The organism is Faecalibacter rhinopitheci (assembly GCF_015234135.1).
Classification (GTDB): Bacteria; Bacteroidota; Bacteroidia; order Flavobacteriales; family Weeksellaceae; genus Empedobacter; species Empedobacter rhinopitheci.
Map to the genome: position 1 here is coordinate 25,074 of NZ_JADGIK010000007.1, position 14,181 is coordinate 39,254.

The 14,181-nt window shown below is 30.4% G+C and carries 17 protein-coding genes; 12 read left to right on the plus strand and 5 right to left on the minus strand.

Going from position 1 to position 14,181, the window contains the following annotated elements:
* Nucleotides 1–77: 77 nt before the first annotated feature.
* On the plus strand, nucleotides 78–1,232 hold the full coding sequence (locus tag IM532_RS10755) for a sensor histidine kinase (RefSeq protein ID WP_194183457.1): 1,155 nt from the start codon (nucleotides 78–80) through the stop codon (nucleotides 1,230–1,232).
* 48 nt (nucleotides 1,233–1,280) lie between these two features.
* Here the strand turns inward: IM532_RS10755 and mgtE are convergent, their stop codons facing one another.
* Complete coding sequence (gene mgtE / locus IM532_RS10760; RefSeq protein ID WP_194183458.1) at nucleotides 1,281–2,636, minus strand: magnesium transporter; 1,356 nt, start codon at nucleotides 2,634–2,636, stop codon at nucleotides 1,281–1,283.
* A 4-nt stretch (nucleotides 2,637–2,640) separates the two neighbouring features.
* A complete protein-coding gene (gene rsmA / locus IM532_RS10765) occupies nucleotides 2,641–3,408 on the minus strand; it encodes a 16S rRNA (adenine(1518)-N(6)/adenine(1519)-N(6))-dimethyltransferase RsmA (RefSeq protein ID WP_194183459.1) in 768 nt (255 codons plus the stop codon).
* A gap of 96 nt (nucleotides 3,409–3,504) precedes the next feature.
* Between rsmA and IM532_RS10770 the strand changes: the two genes are divergently transcribed.
* The 4 genes from IM532_RS10770 to truB are packed head-to-tail and all read left to right on the plus strand — an operon-like array spanning nucleotide 3,505 to nucleotide 6,273.
* Nucleotides 3,505–4,398: a cell division protein FtsX gene (locus tag IM532_RS10770; RefSeq protein WP_194183460.1), complete on the plus strand. Its 894-nt coding sequence runs from the start codon at nucleotides 3,505–3,507 to the stop codon at nucleotides 4,396–4,398.
* Nucleotides 4,398–4,700: a DUF3098 domain-containing protein gene (locus IM532_RS10775; protein ID WP_194183461.1), complete on the plus strand. Its 303-nt coding sequence runs from the start codon at nucleotides 4,398–4,400 to the stop codon at nucleotides 4,698–4,700. The genes IM532_RS10770 and IM532_RS10775 overlap by 1 nt, the downstream gene beginning before the upstream one ends.
* Nucleotides 4,700–5,578: an undecaprenyl-diphosphate phosphatase gene (locus IM532_RS10780; protein ID WP_194183462.1), complete on the plus strand. Its 879-nt coding sequence runs from the start codon at nucleotides 4,700–4,702 to the stop codon at nucleotides 5,576–5,578. Before IM532_RS10775 ends, IM532_RS10780 begins: the two co-directional genes overlap by 1 nt.
* A complete protein-coding gene (gene truB, locus IM532_RS10785) occupies nucleotides 5,578–6,273 on the plus strand; it encodes a tRNA pseudouridine(55) synthase TruB (protein WP_194183463.1) in 696 nt (231 codons plus the stop codon). Before IM532_RS10780 ends, truB begins: the two co-directional genes overlap by 1 nt.
* 22 nt (nucleotides 6,274–6,295) lie before the next feature.
* Here truB and IM532_RS10790 read toward each other — a convergent pair whose 3' ends face one another.
* Nucleotides 6,296–6,955, minus strand: coding sequence for an alpha/beta hydrolase (locus IM532_RS10790; protein ID WP_194183464.1), 660 nt, complete (start codon nucleotides 6,953–6,955; stop codon nucleotides 6,296–6,298).
* 2 nt (nucleotides 6,956–6,957) lie between these two features.
* A complete protein-coding gene (locus IM532_RS10795; protein ID WP_194183465.1) occupies nucleotides 6,958–7,779 on the minus strand; it encodes an AraC family transcriptional regulator in 822 nt (273 codons plus the stop codon).
* Between the two features lie 189 nt (nucleotides 7,780–7,968).
* On the opposite strand from IM532_RS10795, the gene IM532_RS10800 reads away from it, so the two are divergent.
* From IM532_RS10800 to IM532_RS10830, 7 genes are all read left to right on the plus strand, one after another.
* Nucleotides 7,969–9,480, plus strand: coding sequence for a succinate CoA transferase (locus IM532_RS10800; RefSeq protein ID WP_194183466.1), 1,512 nt, complete (start codon nucleotides 7,969–7,971; stop codon nucleotides 9,478–9,480).
* Between the two features lie 126 nt (nucleotides 9,481–9,606).
* Nucleotides 9,607–9,846, plus strand: a complete 240-nt coding sequence (locus tag IM532_RS10805) for a hypothetical protein (RefSeq protein ID WP_228063716.1) — start codon at nucleotides 9,607–9,609, stop codon at nucleotides 9,844–9,846.
* A 10-nt stretch (nucleotides 9,847–9,856) separates the two neighbouring features.
* Nucleotides 9,857–10,252: a hypothetical protein gene (locus IM532_RS10810; RefSeq protein WP_194183468.1), complete on the plus strand. Its 396-nt coding sequence runs from the start codon at nucleotides 9,857–9,859 to the stop codon at nucleotides 10,250–10,252.
* A 9-nt stretch (nucleotides 10,253–10,261) separates the two neighbouring features.
* Nucleotides 10,262–11,401: a glutathionylspermidine synthase family protein gene (locus tag IM532_RS10815; protein WP_194183469.1), complete on the plus strand. Its 1,140-nt coding sequence runs from the start codon at nucleotides 10,262–10,264 to the stop codon at nucleotides 11,399–11,401.
* Nucleotides 11,402–11,408: 7 nt separating this feature from the next.
* Entirely contained in the window at nucleotides 11,409–12,080 is a 672-nt protein-coding gene (locus IM532_RS10820) for a DUF4240 domain-containing protein (RefSeq protein ID WP_194183470.1), read from the plus strand.
* 186 nt (nucleotides 12,081–12,266) lie between these two features.
* Nucleotides 12,267–12,605 carry a hypothetical protein gene (locus IM532_RS10825; protein WP_194183471.1) on the plus strand — a complete coding sequence of 113 codons (339 nt, stop codon included), beginning with the start codon at nucleotides 12,267–12,269 and terminating at the stop codon, nucleotides 12,603–12,605.
* 108 nt (nucleotides 12,606–12,713) lie between these two features.
* Entirely contained in the window at nucleotides 12,714–13,115 is a 402-nt protein-coding gene (locus IM532_RS10830) for a hypothetical protein (protein WP_194183472.1), read from the plus strand.
* Nucleotides 13,116–13,225: 110 nt separating this feature from the next.
* Here the strand turns inward: IM532_RS10830 and sucD are convergent, their stop codons facing one another.
* Entirely contained in the window at nucleotides 13,226–14,095 is an 870-nt protein-coding gene (gene sucD / locus IM532_RS10835; RefSeq protein ID WP_194183473.1) for a succinate--CoA ligase subunit alpha, read from the minus strand.
* Between the last annotated feature and the right edge of the window lie 86 nt (nucleotides 14,096–14,181).

Sequence of the window (14,181 nt, forward strand, 5' to 3'; positions counted from 1 at the left end):
TTATCACGCCATAAAAATATATTATAGTTAAATATTCTTTACATTTGATACAAACTTCTAAAAGAATAATATCTTTTATGTATAAATATTTAAGCCATAAAATTTCCAATCAAAGTATTGGTTTTATATTAATCTGTATAATTTTTTCGTTAACACTATGGTTTTCGAATCAAATTGTTTTACGATTAAAAGATGTTGAAAAATCAAAAATTGAAAATTATGCAAAATCATTAGAGCTCATAAGTCAGAATGAATATATCGATCCATATACTCAAGATTTCTTATTTAAACTCATCGAAGATAACAATTCAATTCCTGTAATTCTCGTTGATGAAAATAACACTATAAATTTCACAAAAAATATTGAAGAAAACATACTAAATGACCCAAAAAAACTTGAAAAATATTTAACTGCGCTTAAAAGCGAGGATTTACACATAGAAGTTGACCTTCCTGATGGCAAAAATCACGTTTATTATACGAATTCTAACCTTTTAAACAACCTAAAACTATACCCAATTATCATAATTATTCTTAGTTTGATCTTTTTCCTCTTCACATATTGGTATTTTAAAACGATTAGAGAAACCGAAAAAAGTTATTTATGGGCTGGTATGGCAAAAGAAACTGCACATCAAATTGGAACTCCTTTATCATCATTAATGGGTTGGGTTGAACTCTTAAAATTAGAAGAAATTGATCAATCACATGTTGAAGAAATTGAAAAAGATGTAGAACGTTTAAAGCATATTGCTGAACGATTTTCTAGAATAGGATCTCAAGCAGAATTACAAAATAATGATTTGGTTAATACGACTAAAACAACTGTTTTATATCTAAGAGAGCGTATAAGTAATGGTATTGAATTGAATTTTCAATCTGAAATAGATGAAATTTATATCAAATTTAATCCTCTTTTATATAGTTGGGTAATTGAAAATTTAATAAAAAATGCAGCAGACGCAATGCAAAATAAAGGTGTTCTTGATATTTATATTCAAACATTGGGTAATAAAATTATAATATCTATAGCTGATACAGGACCTGGAATACCTTCTAAATTACAAAAAAAGATATTTGATCCAGGTTTCACGACTAAGAAAAGAGGATGGGGATTAGGATTATCTCTTGCAAAAAGAATTATTAAAGATTATCATAACGGAAAAATATATGTTGCTGAATCTTCTAAAGAGAAAGGTACCACGTTCAAAATTGAATTAAAAAGGCAATAAAAAAGGCATCTAAATTAGATGCCTTTTTTTATAAATATATGTTTATTTTTAAAATCCTAAAATTACTTTAGCGATTGTAAAGTATATAAAAACCCCTAGAATATCGTTACTAGTTGTAATAAATGGCCCTGTTGAAACGGCAGGATCTACACCTCTCCCATTAAGAAATATCGGTATAAATGTTCCTATTATAGCTGCGTTTACAATTACAGCTACTAATGCTACACATATAGTTAGAGAGACATAATAAGTGGTTCCGAAGATAAAATGTGTTATCAACAAAACAACCAAAGCGATTCCTAAACCATTTAGAAGGCCTAATAAAAATTCTTTTCCTAAACGTTTAAAAATCCCTCCTTTAATTGATCCATTTGCCAATCCTTGTACCACGATAGCAGAGGATTGGATTCCTACATTACCCGCAGAAGATTGGATTAAAGGTACAAACATTAGCAAAATTGTATATTTTTCTAAAGCAGTTTCGAAACCTGACATTATAGATGCAGCTCCTAAACCACCTAACATCCCAATCATTAACCATGGCAATCTTGCTTTAGTTAACTTCCAAATGCTATCATCTGAATCTACATTTTGTGTAATCCCGGCTGCTAATTGGTAATCTTCTTCTGCATTTTCGCGGATTACATCAATTACATCATCAACCGTAATAACACCAACCAAACGCATTAATTCATCAACAACAGGAATTTCATATAAATCATATTTAACAATAGCATTAGCAACCTCAACATTTGAAGTATTTATATAAACATATTGAATTTTATCATTATACACGTCTCCCACTTTTGTATTTGCAGAAGTTGTTAAAAATTTTTTTAACGATAATGTACCTATTAATACATCTTCATCATCTACTACGTAAATTGAAAATACTTCTTCAAAATCTTCTGCTTGCTTTCGCATTTGTTTAATAGCAGTTACAACTGACCAGTTTTTATTTACTTTGATCAATTCTTTCCCCATTAAACCTCCGGCAGTATCCTCATCGTATCGAAGTAACTCAACAATCTCTTTAGCTTGTTCTTTATCTTCAATCTGCGCAATAACTTCAACCTTTTTCCTTTCAGAAAGTTCATTAATAATATCAACAGCATCATCTGTATCCATTTCATTAATGACTTCATTTGCAATTTCTTTTGCAGAGAACTTTAATAGTAATTTTTTACGATCTTCTTCCTCTAACTCTAAAAGAATATCAGCAGATGTTTCGTTTTCTAATAAATTAATTACAAAAGATTGTTCCTTGGTGGATAATTCATCAAACAATTCCGCAATATCAGCAGGGTGTAACCCTTCAAGCATTTCTTTAATTGCTTTTGCGTTTTGTTCGTTGATTTTCTCTGACAGAAGGTCAATAAATTCTTTTGTAATTTCTATATTCATATCGTTATTGCATCAGTTTAGTTAATTCAATAAAATCTTCTACTGATAATTGTTCAGCGCGCAAATTTAAGAATTCATGTTCGTTTAATTGCTCAGGAATACCTAATGATTTTAAAGCATTTCGTAAAGTTTTTCTACGTTGACCGAAACCAGCTTTTACAACTTGAAAAAATCTTGATTTTTCAACGCCTTCAATTTCTGTACGGTATCGTTTCATAATAATTACGCCCGATTTTACTCTTGGTGGAGGTGTAAAAACATGTTCTGGAACAGTAAATAAATATTCGCAGTGATAATAAGCTTGTGTTAATACAGAAAGTATACCATAATCTTTTGTTCCTTTTTTAGAAGCTATACGTTCTGCCACTTCTTTTTGAAACATTCCGCAAAGTTCTGGCACCATTTCGCGTTCATCTATTGCTTTAAAAACAATTTGAGAGGATATATTGTAAGGGAAATTACCTAAAATAGCAATTTGTTCATTAAACTTTTCTGAAAAATCCATTTTCAAAAAATCTTCCGAATGAATCTTAAACCCAGGATAAAATGGTTGATATACTTCTTTTAGATACTCTACAGACTCAGTATCAATCTCTACAACTTCAATATTTTTTTTAGCTTCTAAAATATATTTAGTCAATACTCCCATCCCAGGACCAATTTCTAATACGCGATCGTAGCCTTCCCACGTTAATCCATGAGCAATATCGCGTGCGATGTTTTCGTCATTTAAAAAATGTTGTCCTAAATGTTTTTTTGCTTTTACTTTCAAATTTTTTTAAATTTTATGTTTTCTTTAACCAATTTCGAACCGTTTATATATGTTTCGAAATAAGTTTTTTTTATCTTAGCCCAAAAATAAGCCCAAATGTCAAAAACGAATGATAAATATGAGAAAGGTAGACTTCGCTCATCTAACATAACAGTCGTTATAAGTATTTCCTTAGTTTTATTTCTATTAGGTGTATTCGGATTAATTGTAATTAATGCACAAAGTTACGCAGAACATCTAAAAAGAGAATTAAAAATAGAAGCATATTTTAATGATGTTGATGATCCAAAGATTAAAGACAAGGAATTATCAATGCAAAAGGAATATATTGATTCCTTAAAAATAAAATATGATTTTATAGAAAGTACTAAATATATAAGTAAAGATGATGCATCTAAAATTGCTAAACAAGATTTAGGAATAGATGATGTTGAATTATTTGAGGCTAATATTTATCCTCCATCAGTTCAAATCACTTTAAATCCAAAAAAAATTGATTCGATTGAGCAAATTGATTCAATTAATAATATCTTATCTCAGAATCCTATTATAGAAGAAGTTAAGAGTGATAAACAGGCAATGGTAACTATTTATCAAAGCATTAATAAAATCACTTTTTGGTTAATGATTTTTGCAGGAATTTTCTTAGTTATTGTTATTATCTTAATTAACAACTCTATAAGATTAAAAATATATGCCAAAAGGTTTAGCATAAAAACGATGCAACTTGTTGGTGCACGAAGAAGATTCATTATGAAACCTTTCTTATTAGAAGGTGCATTATTAGGTCTATTAGCTTCTATTATTGCAATATTAGGTATTGGTATTATATGGTATTTATTAGCCACTAAAATTGGCTTATTACTTTGGAACCCAACTTTTGGATATTTAATTGCTGCACTAATTGGTTTAGGCGTATTAATAGCTTTATTCAGTACATTGTTTGCTGCTTGGAGATACTTAAAATTAAAAACTGATCAACTATACTAATGAGTATTATTAATAAACAAAATACTATAAAATCAGAATCTTCTAAAGGTTCTGATTTTACCTTTTTATTCGGTAAAAGAAATTATATCTGGATGGGAATTGGGTTAGCATTAATTGCATTAGGATTTATTCTAATGACAGGACATGATGCAAACACAAGACCAGACGGAACATATGATGTGAATTATTGGAATGAGGATATCTATTCTTGGACCAGAATACGATTAGCTCCTTTCCTTATTCTTACTGGTTTTGCAGTAGAAATTTATGCTATTTTAATCAACCCGAATAAAGATAAATAATGAATTTTTTTGAAGCTATTATTATAGCTATTATTGAAGGATTAACAGAGTATTTACCAATTTCATCTACTGCCCACATGGGATTTACAGCAGCGTTGATGGGTCTACCTGAGAGTGAATTTTTAAAAATGTTTCAAGTTTCAATACAATTTGGAGCAATTTTGTCAATCGTTGTATTATACTGGAAAAAGTTTTTTGACTTAAAAAACTTTAATATTGGCTTCTATATCAAACTAGCTTGTGCCGTTTTACCAGCTTTAGTATTAGGAAAACTGTTAGATGACAAAATTGAAGCGGTTTTAGGAAATCAAATTGCAATATCTTCTATGCTAGTTTTCGGTGGGATTATTTTATTATTTGTAGACAAATGGTTTAAAAATCCGAAAATTAATGATGAAAAAGATATTTCTATCAAAACTGCTGTAACAATTGGATTTTGGCAATGTCTTGCCATGATGCCTGGGACTTCTCGTTCTGCTGCATCTATTATTGGAGGAATGACACAAGGTTTATCTCGAAAAGCCGCAGCCGAATTTTCATTTTTCTTAGCTGTCCCAACTATGTTGGCAGTTACTGTGTATTCTGTATTTGTCAAAACCTGGGGAGAAACTACTGCAAATCCTATGAAAGGGTATGAAATGATTTTTCAAGATCAGGAACATATTATTTTGTTTCTTATCGGAAATGTAGTAGCATTTATTGTTGCTCTAATTGCAGTAAAATCTTTTATTTCAGTACTCACTAAATATGGATTTAAATTCTGGGGATGGTATCGTATTATTATAGGTATCGTATTGTTGGTATACTTTTCATATAACCCAACTGAAACGCAAAACGAAAATAATAAAGTTTCTATCGAAACAACAACACAACAATAATGAATGTAGAGAAGATACAAGAAGGTCATGTTTTTTTGATTGATAAACCTTTAGACTGGACTTCTTTTGATGTAGTAAATAAAATCCGTTGGAATATTCGTAAAACGTATGACTTAAAGAAAATAAAAGTTGGTCATGCCGGTACTTTAGACCCTAAAGCAACTGGACTTTTATTAATTTGTACAGGTAAACTAACTAAAAGAATTGATGAATTTCAAGCGCAAGAAAAAACATATACAGGAACTATAAAACTTGGTGTTACTACTCCAACTTATGATTTAGAATCTGAAGAAGATCAAACTTTTCCTACAGATCATTTTACAGAAGAAATTATTCATGAAGCTACAAAGCAATTCATTGGAGAAATAGAGCAGTTCCCTCCTATGCATTCAGCTATCAAAGTAGATGGAAAACGTTTGTATGAATTAGCTAGAGAAGGCGTAGAAATTGAACGTAAAGCTAGAAAAATTACCATTCATGATTTTAAAATTACAAAGATTGACTTACCTTTTGTAGATTTTGAATGTCATTGTAGCAAAGGAACTTATATCCGATCATTAGCTTATGACTTTGGTAAAGCTTTAAATTCCGGTGGATATTTAACTGCTTTGAGAAGAACAAAAATTGGAGATTTTGATGTAATAAATGCAGATAATTCTTCGTTAGAAATTTCTTATTTCGAAGACAATAAATAAAATATTAAAAGGCTTGTAAATTTTACAAGCCTTTTAATATTTTATTTATTTCTATACTAACTGCTTTAGGTTTTTGCATCACCATAATATGCGTACCTCCTTCTATTGGAATACAATTTTTTATATTAGATATAGGAAATACAATATCCTTATCACCATGTATATGCGTTACATTTTCTTCTTTATATGCAGTGGAATGACGCCAATTTACAATTTTATGAATAGACCATTTTAAGTAATTAGCATCTTTAAATTCAAATATATCATCAATAGCATCTTGTTTTTTGGTATAATATAATTTTCTAAGCATCATATAAGAAAATATTCTTTGAGATGTTAAAAAACTCATGGGGATTATTTTATGAATATTAGTAGACGAAGAAAATCGGTAAATAGAAGGCATCTCACTCCTATCCTTCACTGTAGATAATAATATTGTATGTTTTGGACGAATAAACCTATTCATCTCTTGGACAATTATACCACCAAAAGATAATCCCATCAAAAGAAAATCTTCTGTGGGATTAATTTTATCTATCATTCTTTCAGAGTAATGTGCCAGAGTTTCATCTCGTTCAGGTTCTAACCAAGATATGTATTCAGTTTCAAATCCATTTTCGAGCTTCAAATTCCGAAAAGCATTTTGGTTTGCTCCTAATCCACTAATCTGATAAATTTTCATTTTTATAAGATATCTTTTTTCTTTGAATAATCTGTTGGTCGAACGCCAATTACTTTTTGAAAAGTATTACTAAAAGTTGGTAAGCTATTGTATCCTACCATATTTGATATTTCACTGATAGAGTATGTTCCATCAATCAATAACTTTAAAGCTCTTAGCATACGCAGTATTGTAAAATATTGCACAAATGTCATTTGTAAATCTTTTTGAAATAATCGTGACAGAGATCGCTCACTAAATCCAAACTCAGCTGTTATCTTTTTCATAGTTATAGAACTATCCATATTATCTTCTAAGAATTGAACAATCTTTTTAAGACGATCATCAGAAGGTAAAGGCAAAGTCAATTTAAGACTATTTTTACTGATTTGTGGCAAAATTTCTTTAAAAGCCTGTGCTATAATAAATTCGCTTCTTTGCTCACTTCCTATATCTCCTAGCCATTTATTCGAAAAAAGTAAGAGCTCCAATAAAAGACCATCTGCAGGGTATATTCCTAGTTTTTTATAAAACACATCATCATGATCAGAAATAGGAAAATATAAATTTCGCATAATCACATCTGGTGTATTTGGGTGTATACTATGCTCTGCATGCGGTGGTATCCACATAAAATGTCTTGCAGGAAGGTAATAAGTATCCTTTCCAATTTTCACATACACAATACCTCCTTCGCAATAAAGAAACTGGCCTTTTTCATGCTTATGCTCAACAACATACGCTTCTGAAATCTCTTTGTGGTAGCAGAAAATTGAGGATGGATTTTTATCAATTTCTGTTAAATAATAACGAGTATCTAATTTTGTGTCTAAGTTTATATTCATAGCTTTGTAAAAGTATAACTAATATAATACTTTATTTAATATATTGTATAATGTACACAAATAATTATGTCCATTTTGAATAATTATTTGTCTTTTATTAATATTAGCCAGAAGTATTATTTTACAACATTTGTAGTTCCCTTTCGCTGAAAGGTATAATTATTGAAAAGTAAAGAAAAAAGTTGCATTATGTTAGAAAGAATTAAATTGGCTGACCTACAGTCAAAGGTTATGACTGCTGAGGAGTCTGCCAAATTTTTTAAAAATGGAATGATTGTAGGTGCAAGTGGATTTACTAGAGGTGGTGATACAAAAGTAGTTTTAAAAGCTGTTGCAGAGCGTGCTAAATCTGAAGATTTAGAAATTACTTTATTCACAGGTGCATCTTTAGGTCACGGTACTGATGAGGCTTTAGCTGAAAGCGGTGCTTTAAAAAAACGTTTACCATTCCAAGTAGATACAGTTTTAAGAAAAAATATAAACGCTGGTAATGTTTTATTCATTGACCAACATTTAGGAGAATCTGCTGAACATATCTTAAATGATACTTTCAAAATCGATATTGCTGTTTTAGAGGTTACAGAAATCTTAGAAGATGGTTCAATCGTTCCTACAACTTCAGTAGGAAACAATGTTGATATCGCAGAAAGTGCTGATCAAATCATATTAGAAATTAATACTTCTATTCCTACAAGTATTCGTGGTTTACATGATATTTATAAAGTAGAAAAGTATGGATCTCGTACTCCAATTAATATCACTTCTTGTGATTCTAAAATTGGATCTGATGCTATTAAAATTGATCCTTCTAAAATCGTAGGTATCGTTTTCCATGATATCCATGATATGGCAGGAGATATTGTTCCTGCAGATGCAGCTACATCTGCTATTGCTAAAAATATCGTTAATTTCTTTGAAAAAGAAGTTGAATCAGGACGTTTAACAAAAGAATTAATGCCGTTACAATGTGGTATTGGTAAAGTTGCTAATGCAGTTTTAGCTGGATTAGAGCATTCTGATTTTGAAAATTTAGTAATGTACTCTGAAGTATTACAAGATTCTACATTCGATTTAATTGATTCTGGAAAAATGAATTTTGCATCAGCATCTTCAATGACAGTTTCTCAAGAATGTTATGACCGTGTAATCGGTAATATTGAGCATTATAAAAATAAAATAGTTTTACGTCCACAAGCAATTTCTAATGCTGTAGAAGTTATTCGTCGTTTAGGAGTTATTGGGATCAACACTTCATTAGAATGTGATATTTACGGAAACGTAAACTCTACACACGTATCAGGAACTCATATGATGAATGGTATTGGTGGATCTGGAGATTTTGCACGTAATGCGTATATTTCTATTTTTGTAACAGCTTCTACTGCTAAAGGTGGAAATATCTCTTCTATCGTTCCTATGGTTTCTCACGTAGACCACACAGAGCACGATGTAGATATTATTGTAACAGATGAAGGATTAGCAGATTTAAGAGGATTAGCTCCACGCGAAAGAGCACTTGAAATCATTAAAAACTGTGTACATCCAGATTACAAACAAGAGTTATTATCTTACTTTGAAAGAGCTTGTGCTGAGCGTGGTGGTCAAACTCCACATATCTTAGAGGAAGCTTTCTCTTGGCACACAAGATTAAAAACTACAGGTTCTATGAAAAAATCTTCAACAGAATCATTAGTTTCTTAATTAACAAAATTCTTTAAAATATTATCAAGCACTTTCGTTTACGGAAGTGCTTTTTTGTTGAAATAATGTAACTTTGTTAAGAAGACTAAAAAGATGAAAAAAATATTTTACTTAGCAATAGCTTTTATGGCACTAGTATCTTGCCAAACGCAACAAGATAAAGAGCAGAATTTAGAACAATTAGATAAATCCTCTGCAAGAGAAGTTGTATTATCTAGTCAAACTATTGGCGATACATTATACCACATTACCACTCAAAAAATATGGTCTAACAGCCAATTAATCAGCGAAAAAATCGATACACTAAAAGTTGCGAAACAACCAAGCGATTCGATAAAAACGCCTATTTACGTAACCATACAATAATACGCTTCATATGAACAAAAGAAATAAAAGAGCGAGCAAGATTGTTACTTTAGTATTAGTTTCGTCTGTATTAAGTTCATGTATGAAAAAAGTTGAAGATCCTTCAGAAGCAGCTTCTTCTCCACAACAAAAAGTATATATGCGTGCCGATTCTTCTGCACCTTATACAGATGTAACAGAAAACTATACACAAAATAATTCTCAACACGGAGGTATGGGAATGGGATCTTCTTTACTTTGGTTTATGGCTTTTAGAAGCTTAACTGGTGGAATGGGATATGCAAGTCCAGGACTACACCAACAATCTAACGTAGGGACTAATACTGCAAAAGCAAATGCTTTAAAAGGGCAAACTATAAGAGGCGGTTTTGGTAAATCATCAGAAAATAAAACTGTTTCATCTTAAAAACTAATAATGGAATTAAAAAAGATAAATAAAGATGAAAATTGGAAACAAAGAGTAGAAAATATTGGCTTTGGATTTCATACAGATGAAAATAATCAAACTTATTGGGTAGAAGATTACTATTTTTCTATCACTGCACAAGAAGCAGATAATATATTTGATGCAACAAATCAACTTTGGGAAATGTGTTTACATGCTGTAGATCATGTAATAAGTCAAAAAAAATTAGATCTATTTAAAATTCCTGAATTTATCCAGCCCTATTTAGTTGAATCTTGGGAAAATGATTCTCCAAGCATCTATGGACGATTCGATTTCGCTTTTGATAAAAATAAACAACTAAAATTATTAGAATTTAATGCTGATACACCAACTTCTTTATTTGAATGTGGTGTTGTACAATGGCTTTGGATGGAAAATTATTTCCAAGATACAAAGGATCAATTTAATTCTGTACATGATAAATTAATTGATACTTGGAAAATGCTAAAACCTCATCTAAAAGGTGATACATTACATTTTACTTGTGTAAGAGAATCTTTAGAAGATTTAACTAATGTTGAATACCTAAGAGATTGTGCCATACAAGCAGGTATAAATACTAAATTAATTTATATCGATGAAATTGGTTGGAATAATGTAAATTTTGTAGATTTAGAAGAGGAAACTATAACGGATATTTTTAAATTATATCCATGGGAATGGATGGTGAATGAAATGTTTGCATATAATATCAAAAATGACGAAATTAAAGCAAATTGGATTGAACCGGCTTGGAAGATGATTCTATCAAACAAAGCTATTTTAGCCGTTCTTTGGGAATTGTATCCAAATCATCCACTTTTATTAGAATCCTATTTTGATGAACCTCATCAAATGAAAAATTACGTTAAAAAACCATTATTATCAAGAGAAGGAGCAAACATTGAGATGATAATTGATGGTAATTTAGCCGAAAAAACAGTAGGAGAATACGGCGAAGAAGGATTTATTTGTCAAGAATTAGCTCAACTTCATAAAGAAGATACGGGATATTCTATTATCGGAAGTTGGATAATTGGGCAAGAATCTTGTGGTATTACCTTTAGAGAAAGTGATCAGATGATCACGACAGATAAAAGCAGATTTGTTCCACATATTATAGAATAATATATACATGAGTTTTTTAGACAATTTATTTAATTCATTACCCGCGCTACCAACTGAAAAAATTTCTCAGATGTTAGACACAGATTTGTATTGGCAAATCATAGAAAACTCACTACAAGATGCAGATACCTTAGAAGAGCAACAAGAAAATCTTTTCCAAGAATTATCCAATTTAACTGCCGAAGATATTATAGGTTTTAGATTAAGAACAGAGTTCTTTATGTTTCAGTCCTATTCTAATGAATTATGGTGTGCAGGATCTATCATGAATGATGGATGTGATGAAGATGGCTTCCAAAACTTTAGATTATGGCTAATTTCTCAAGGCAAAGAAATTTTTTCTGATGCCATGATTGATGCTGATAATCTTGCAAAATATTTTGAAGATGGGTTTAACGACGATGATCTATACGAATTTGAAAATTTTTCTACGATATCTAATGATGCATTTCTAAAAATTTTTAAAAATGATATTCATGATTTTATTGATTATGAAAATTTTAATTATTTTGAAGAAGACTATAATGAAATTGAATTAAATTGGGATGAAGATAATATAACGACGTTGCAAGCTATATGTCCCAGACTTTTTACAACTTTTATTGAAAACGCATCAGAATATGATGAGGAAGATGACGATGATGAGGAAGATCAAAGCGATGAATTTGACATCGAATAAAATACTAAACGGGCTATTTGTCCGTTTTTTTTTATAACTCAACAATTCAGGAAATTAATAACCAATTTTATCCATCAAACTTCTGATAACGAATACTGGAAAATTTCAACGATAATTTCTATTATCATTTATTTGATCATAATCTCTACAAAATTTGCTGAATGGGATAATTTCTTTCTAATTAGTATGCTAATAGGTTTACAATTTTACTTTTTAATTGGACGACAAAAAGAAATCTACACATTTACACCTAATCAACTCAACATTACAATTTTTTGGATCAACAAAACTCTACATTTTGATGCATTCAGTATTTCAGAAAAAACAATAATCGATCGAGATTCTCACAACCAGAAAAGAGAATTTCTACAAATACAATTGTTTAATAAGCAACAAAAAGTTTATGCATTTAATCAATACCAAGATCCTTATTTATTCGATGAAGTCTTTGATTATTTAAATTTACATTCAACAAAAATTAATCATACATCAACAACAAAAGAAAAATATTACCCTAAACAATGAATATTAATCCAATTAATTCTTACATCAATTATTACTATTTTTAGTTTTGGATATTTTTATGAATCGCTTTCCCCTCAACCTAATACTTTAAAAGTAGTTAACGGAAAAATGCGATATTCACCAGAAGAATACATTAGCGAATCTACAAGAAATAGTACGTTTCAATACCGAATACATCTTATTAATTTTAATAAAATGTTTATTGTACATACAGAAGATTACAATAAAACCAATAGAGAGCAATTATTACAAGCTAAAGATTCTATTACTTTATATGTTGATCGTAATGATTTTGATTATGCACATGGTTTAATTGATAAACCTTACTTTTCTTCACATCTAACAAACAAAAAAATTGTTTCAATCAAAAAGATAAAATATCAGGACGAATTTCTTTTGGATTCAGATCTTTCTGATAATAAATTTGATCTTTTTCATCTAATAATTATTATCGCACCATTATTAGCATTAGGTTATACACTATATCAATTCAACAAAATTTATTCATAATAATTCTTAGTCCGCAAGGCTGAGAGTGCAACTACACAATATATTCTAATCATAAAAAAAGGAGAACCAAATGGTTCTCCTTTTTAATATAAACTAAATCTGATTTCTAATTATCCTAAAACTTTAGCAACTGTTGCTCCAATTTCAGCTGGTGAAACAACAACATGGATTCCGCACTCTTCCATAATTGCCATTTTTGCTTGTGCAGTATCATCAGCTCCACCAACGATTGCCCCTGCATGTCCCATTGTACGACCTTTTGGTGCAGTTTGACCAGCGATAAATCCAACAACAGGTTTTGTTCCGTGTTCTTTAATCCAACGAGCAGCTTCAGCTTCTAATTGCCCTCCAATTTCACCGATCATTACGATTAATTCAGTTTCTGGATCATTCATAAATAATTCTACTGCTTCTTTTGTTGTCGTCCCAATAATTGGATCTCCCCCAATACCGATTGCTGTAGAAATACCGTAACCAGCTTTTACAACTTGGTCAGCAGCTTCATATGTTAAAGTTCCTGATTTAGAAACAATTCCTACTTTCCCTTTTTTGAAAATAAATCCTGGCATAATACCAACTTTAGCTTCCTCAGATGTAATAACACCTGGACAGTTTGGCCCAATTAATATAACATCTCTTTGATCTACATAAGCTTGAACTTTTACCATATCTTCAACAGGAATTCCCTCTGTAATACAAATAATTACTTTGATTCCAGCCTCTGCTGCTTCCATAACAGCGTCACCTGCGAATGCTGGTGGAACGAAAATAATAGAAACATCAGCTCCAGCTTCTACTACTGCGTCTTTAACAGTATTAAAAATTGGTAAACCTAAATGTGTTTGTCCACCTTTTCCTGGTGTTACACCTCCTACTACATTTGTTCCATATTCAATCATTTGCTCAGCATGGAAAGTTCCTTCTTTTCCTGTGAATCCTTGTACGATTATTTTTGAATCTTTGTTTACTAATACAGACATTGTGATTTTAATTTAGACAAATATAGAATTTTGAATCATATTAAAAAATAATTCAATGTAAAAAATACACTATCTTTTATCTAAAA

Excerpts from the sequence above, each read along its gene's own strand:
- IM532_RS10755 (WP_194183457.1), top strand. The coding sequence starts at position 78 with ATGTATAAATATTTAAGCCATAAAATTTCCAATCAAAGTATTGGTTTT.
- mgtE (WP_194183458.1), bottom strand. The coding sequence starts at position 2,636 with ATGAATATAGAAATTACAAAAGAATTTATTGACCTTCTGTCAGAGAAA.
- IM532_RS10770 (WP_194183460.1), top strand. The coding sequence starts at position 3,505 with ATGTCAAAAACGAATGATAAATATGAGAAAGGTAGACTTCGCTCATCT.
- IM532_RS10775 (WP_194183461.1), top strand. The coding sequence starts at position 4,398 with ATGAGTATTATTAATAAACAAAATACTATAAAATCAGAATCTTCTAAA.
- IM532_RS10780 (WP_194183462.1), top strand. The coding sequence starts at position 4,700 with ATGAATTTTTTTGAAGCTATTATTATAGCTATTATTGAAGGATTAACA.
- truB (WP_194183463.1), top strand. The coding sequence starts at position 5,578 with ATGAATGTAGAGAAGATACAAGAAGGTCATGTTTTTTTGATTGATAAA.
- IM532_RS10790 (WP_194183464.1), bottom strand. The coding sequence starts at position 6,955 with ATGAAAATTTATCAGATTAGTGGATTAGGAGCAAACCAAAATGCTTTT.
- IM532_RS10795 (WP_194183465.1), bottom strand. The coding sequence starts at position 7,779 with ATGAATATAAACTTAGACACAAAATTAGATACTCGTTATTATTTAACA.
- IM532_RS10800 (WP_194183466.1), top strand. The coding sequence starts at position 7,969 with ATGTTAGAAAGAATTAAATTGGCTGACCTACAGTCAAAGGTTATGACT.
- IM532_RS10805 (WP_228063716.1), top strand. The coding sequence starts at position 9,607 with ATGGCACTAGTATCTTGCCAAACGCAACAAGATAAAGAGCAGAATTTA.
- IM532_RS10810 (WP_194183468.1), top strand. The coding sequence starts at position 9,857 with ATGAACAAAAGAAATAAAAGAGCGAGCAAGATTGTTACTTTAGTATTA.
- IM532_RS10815 (WP_194183469.1), top strand. The coding sequence starts at position 10,262 with ATGGAATTAAAAAAGATAAATAAAGATGAAAATTGGAAACAAAGAGTA.
- IM532_RS10820 (WP_194183470.1), top strand. The coding sequence starts at position 11,409 with ATGAGTTTTTTAGACAATTTATTTAATTCATTACCCGCGCTACCAACT.
- IM532_RS10825 (WP_194183471.1), top strand. The coding sequence starts at position 12,267 with ATGCTAATAGGTTTACAATTTTACTTTTTAATTGGACGACAAAAAGAA.
- IM532_RS10830 (WP_194183472.1), top strand. The coding sequence starts at position 12,714 with ATGCGATATTCACCAGAAGAATACATTAGCGAATCTACAAGAAATAGT.
- sucD (WP_194183473.1), bottom strand. The coding sequence starts at position 14,095 with ATGTCTGTATTAGTAAACAAAGATTCAAAAATAATCGTACAAGGATTC.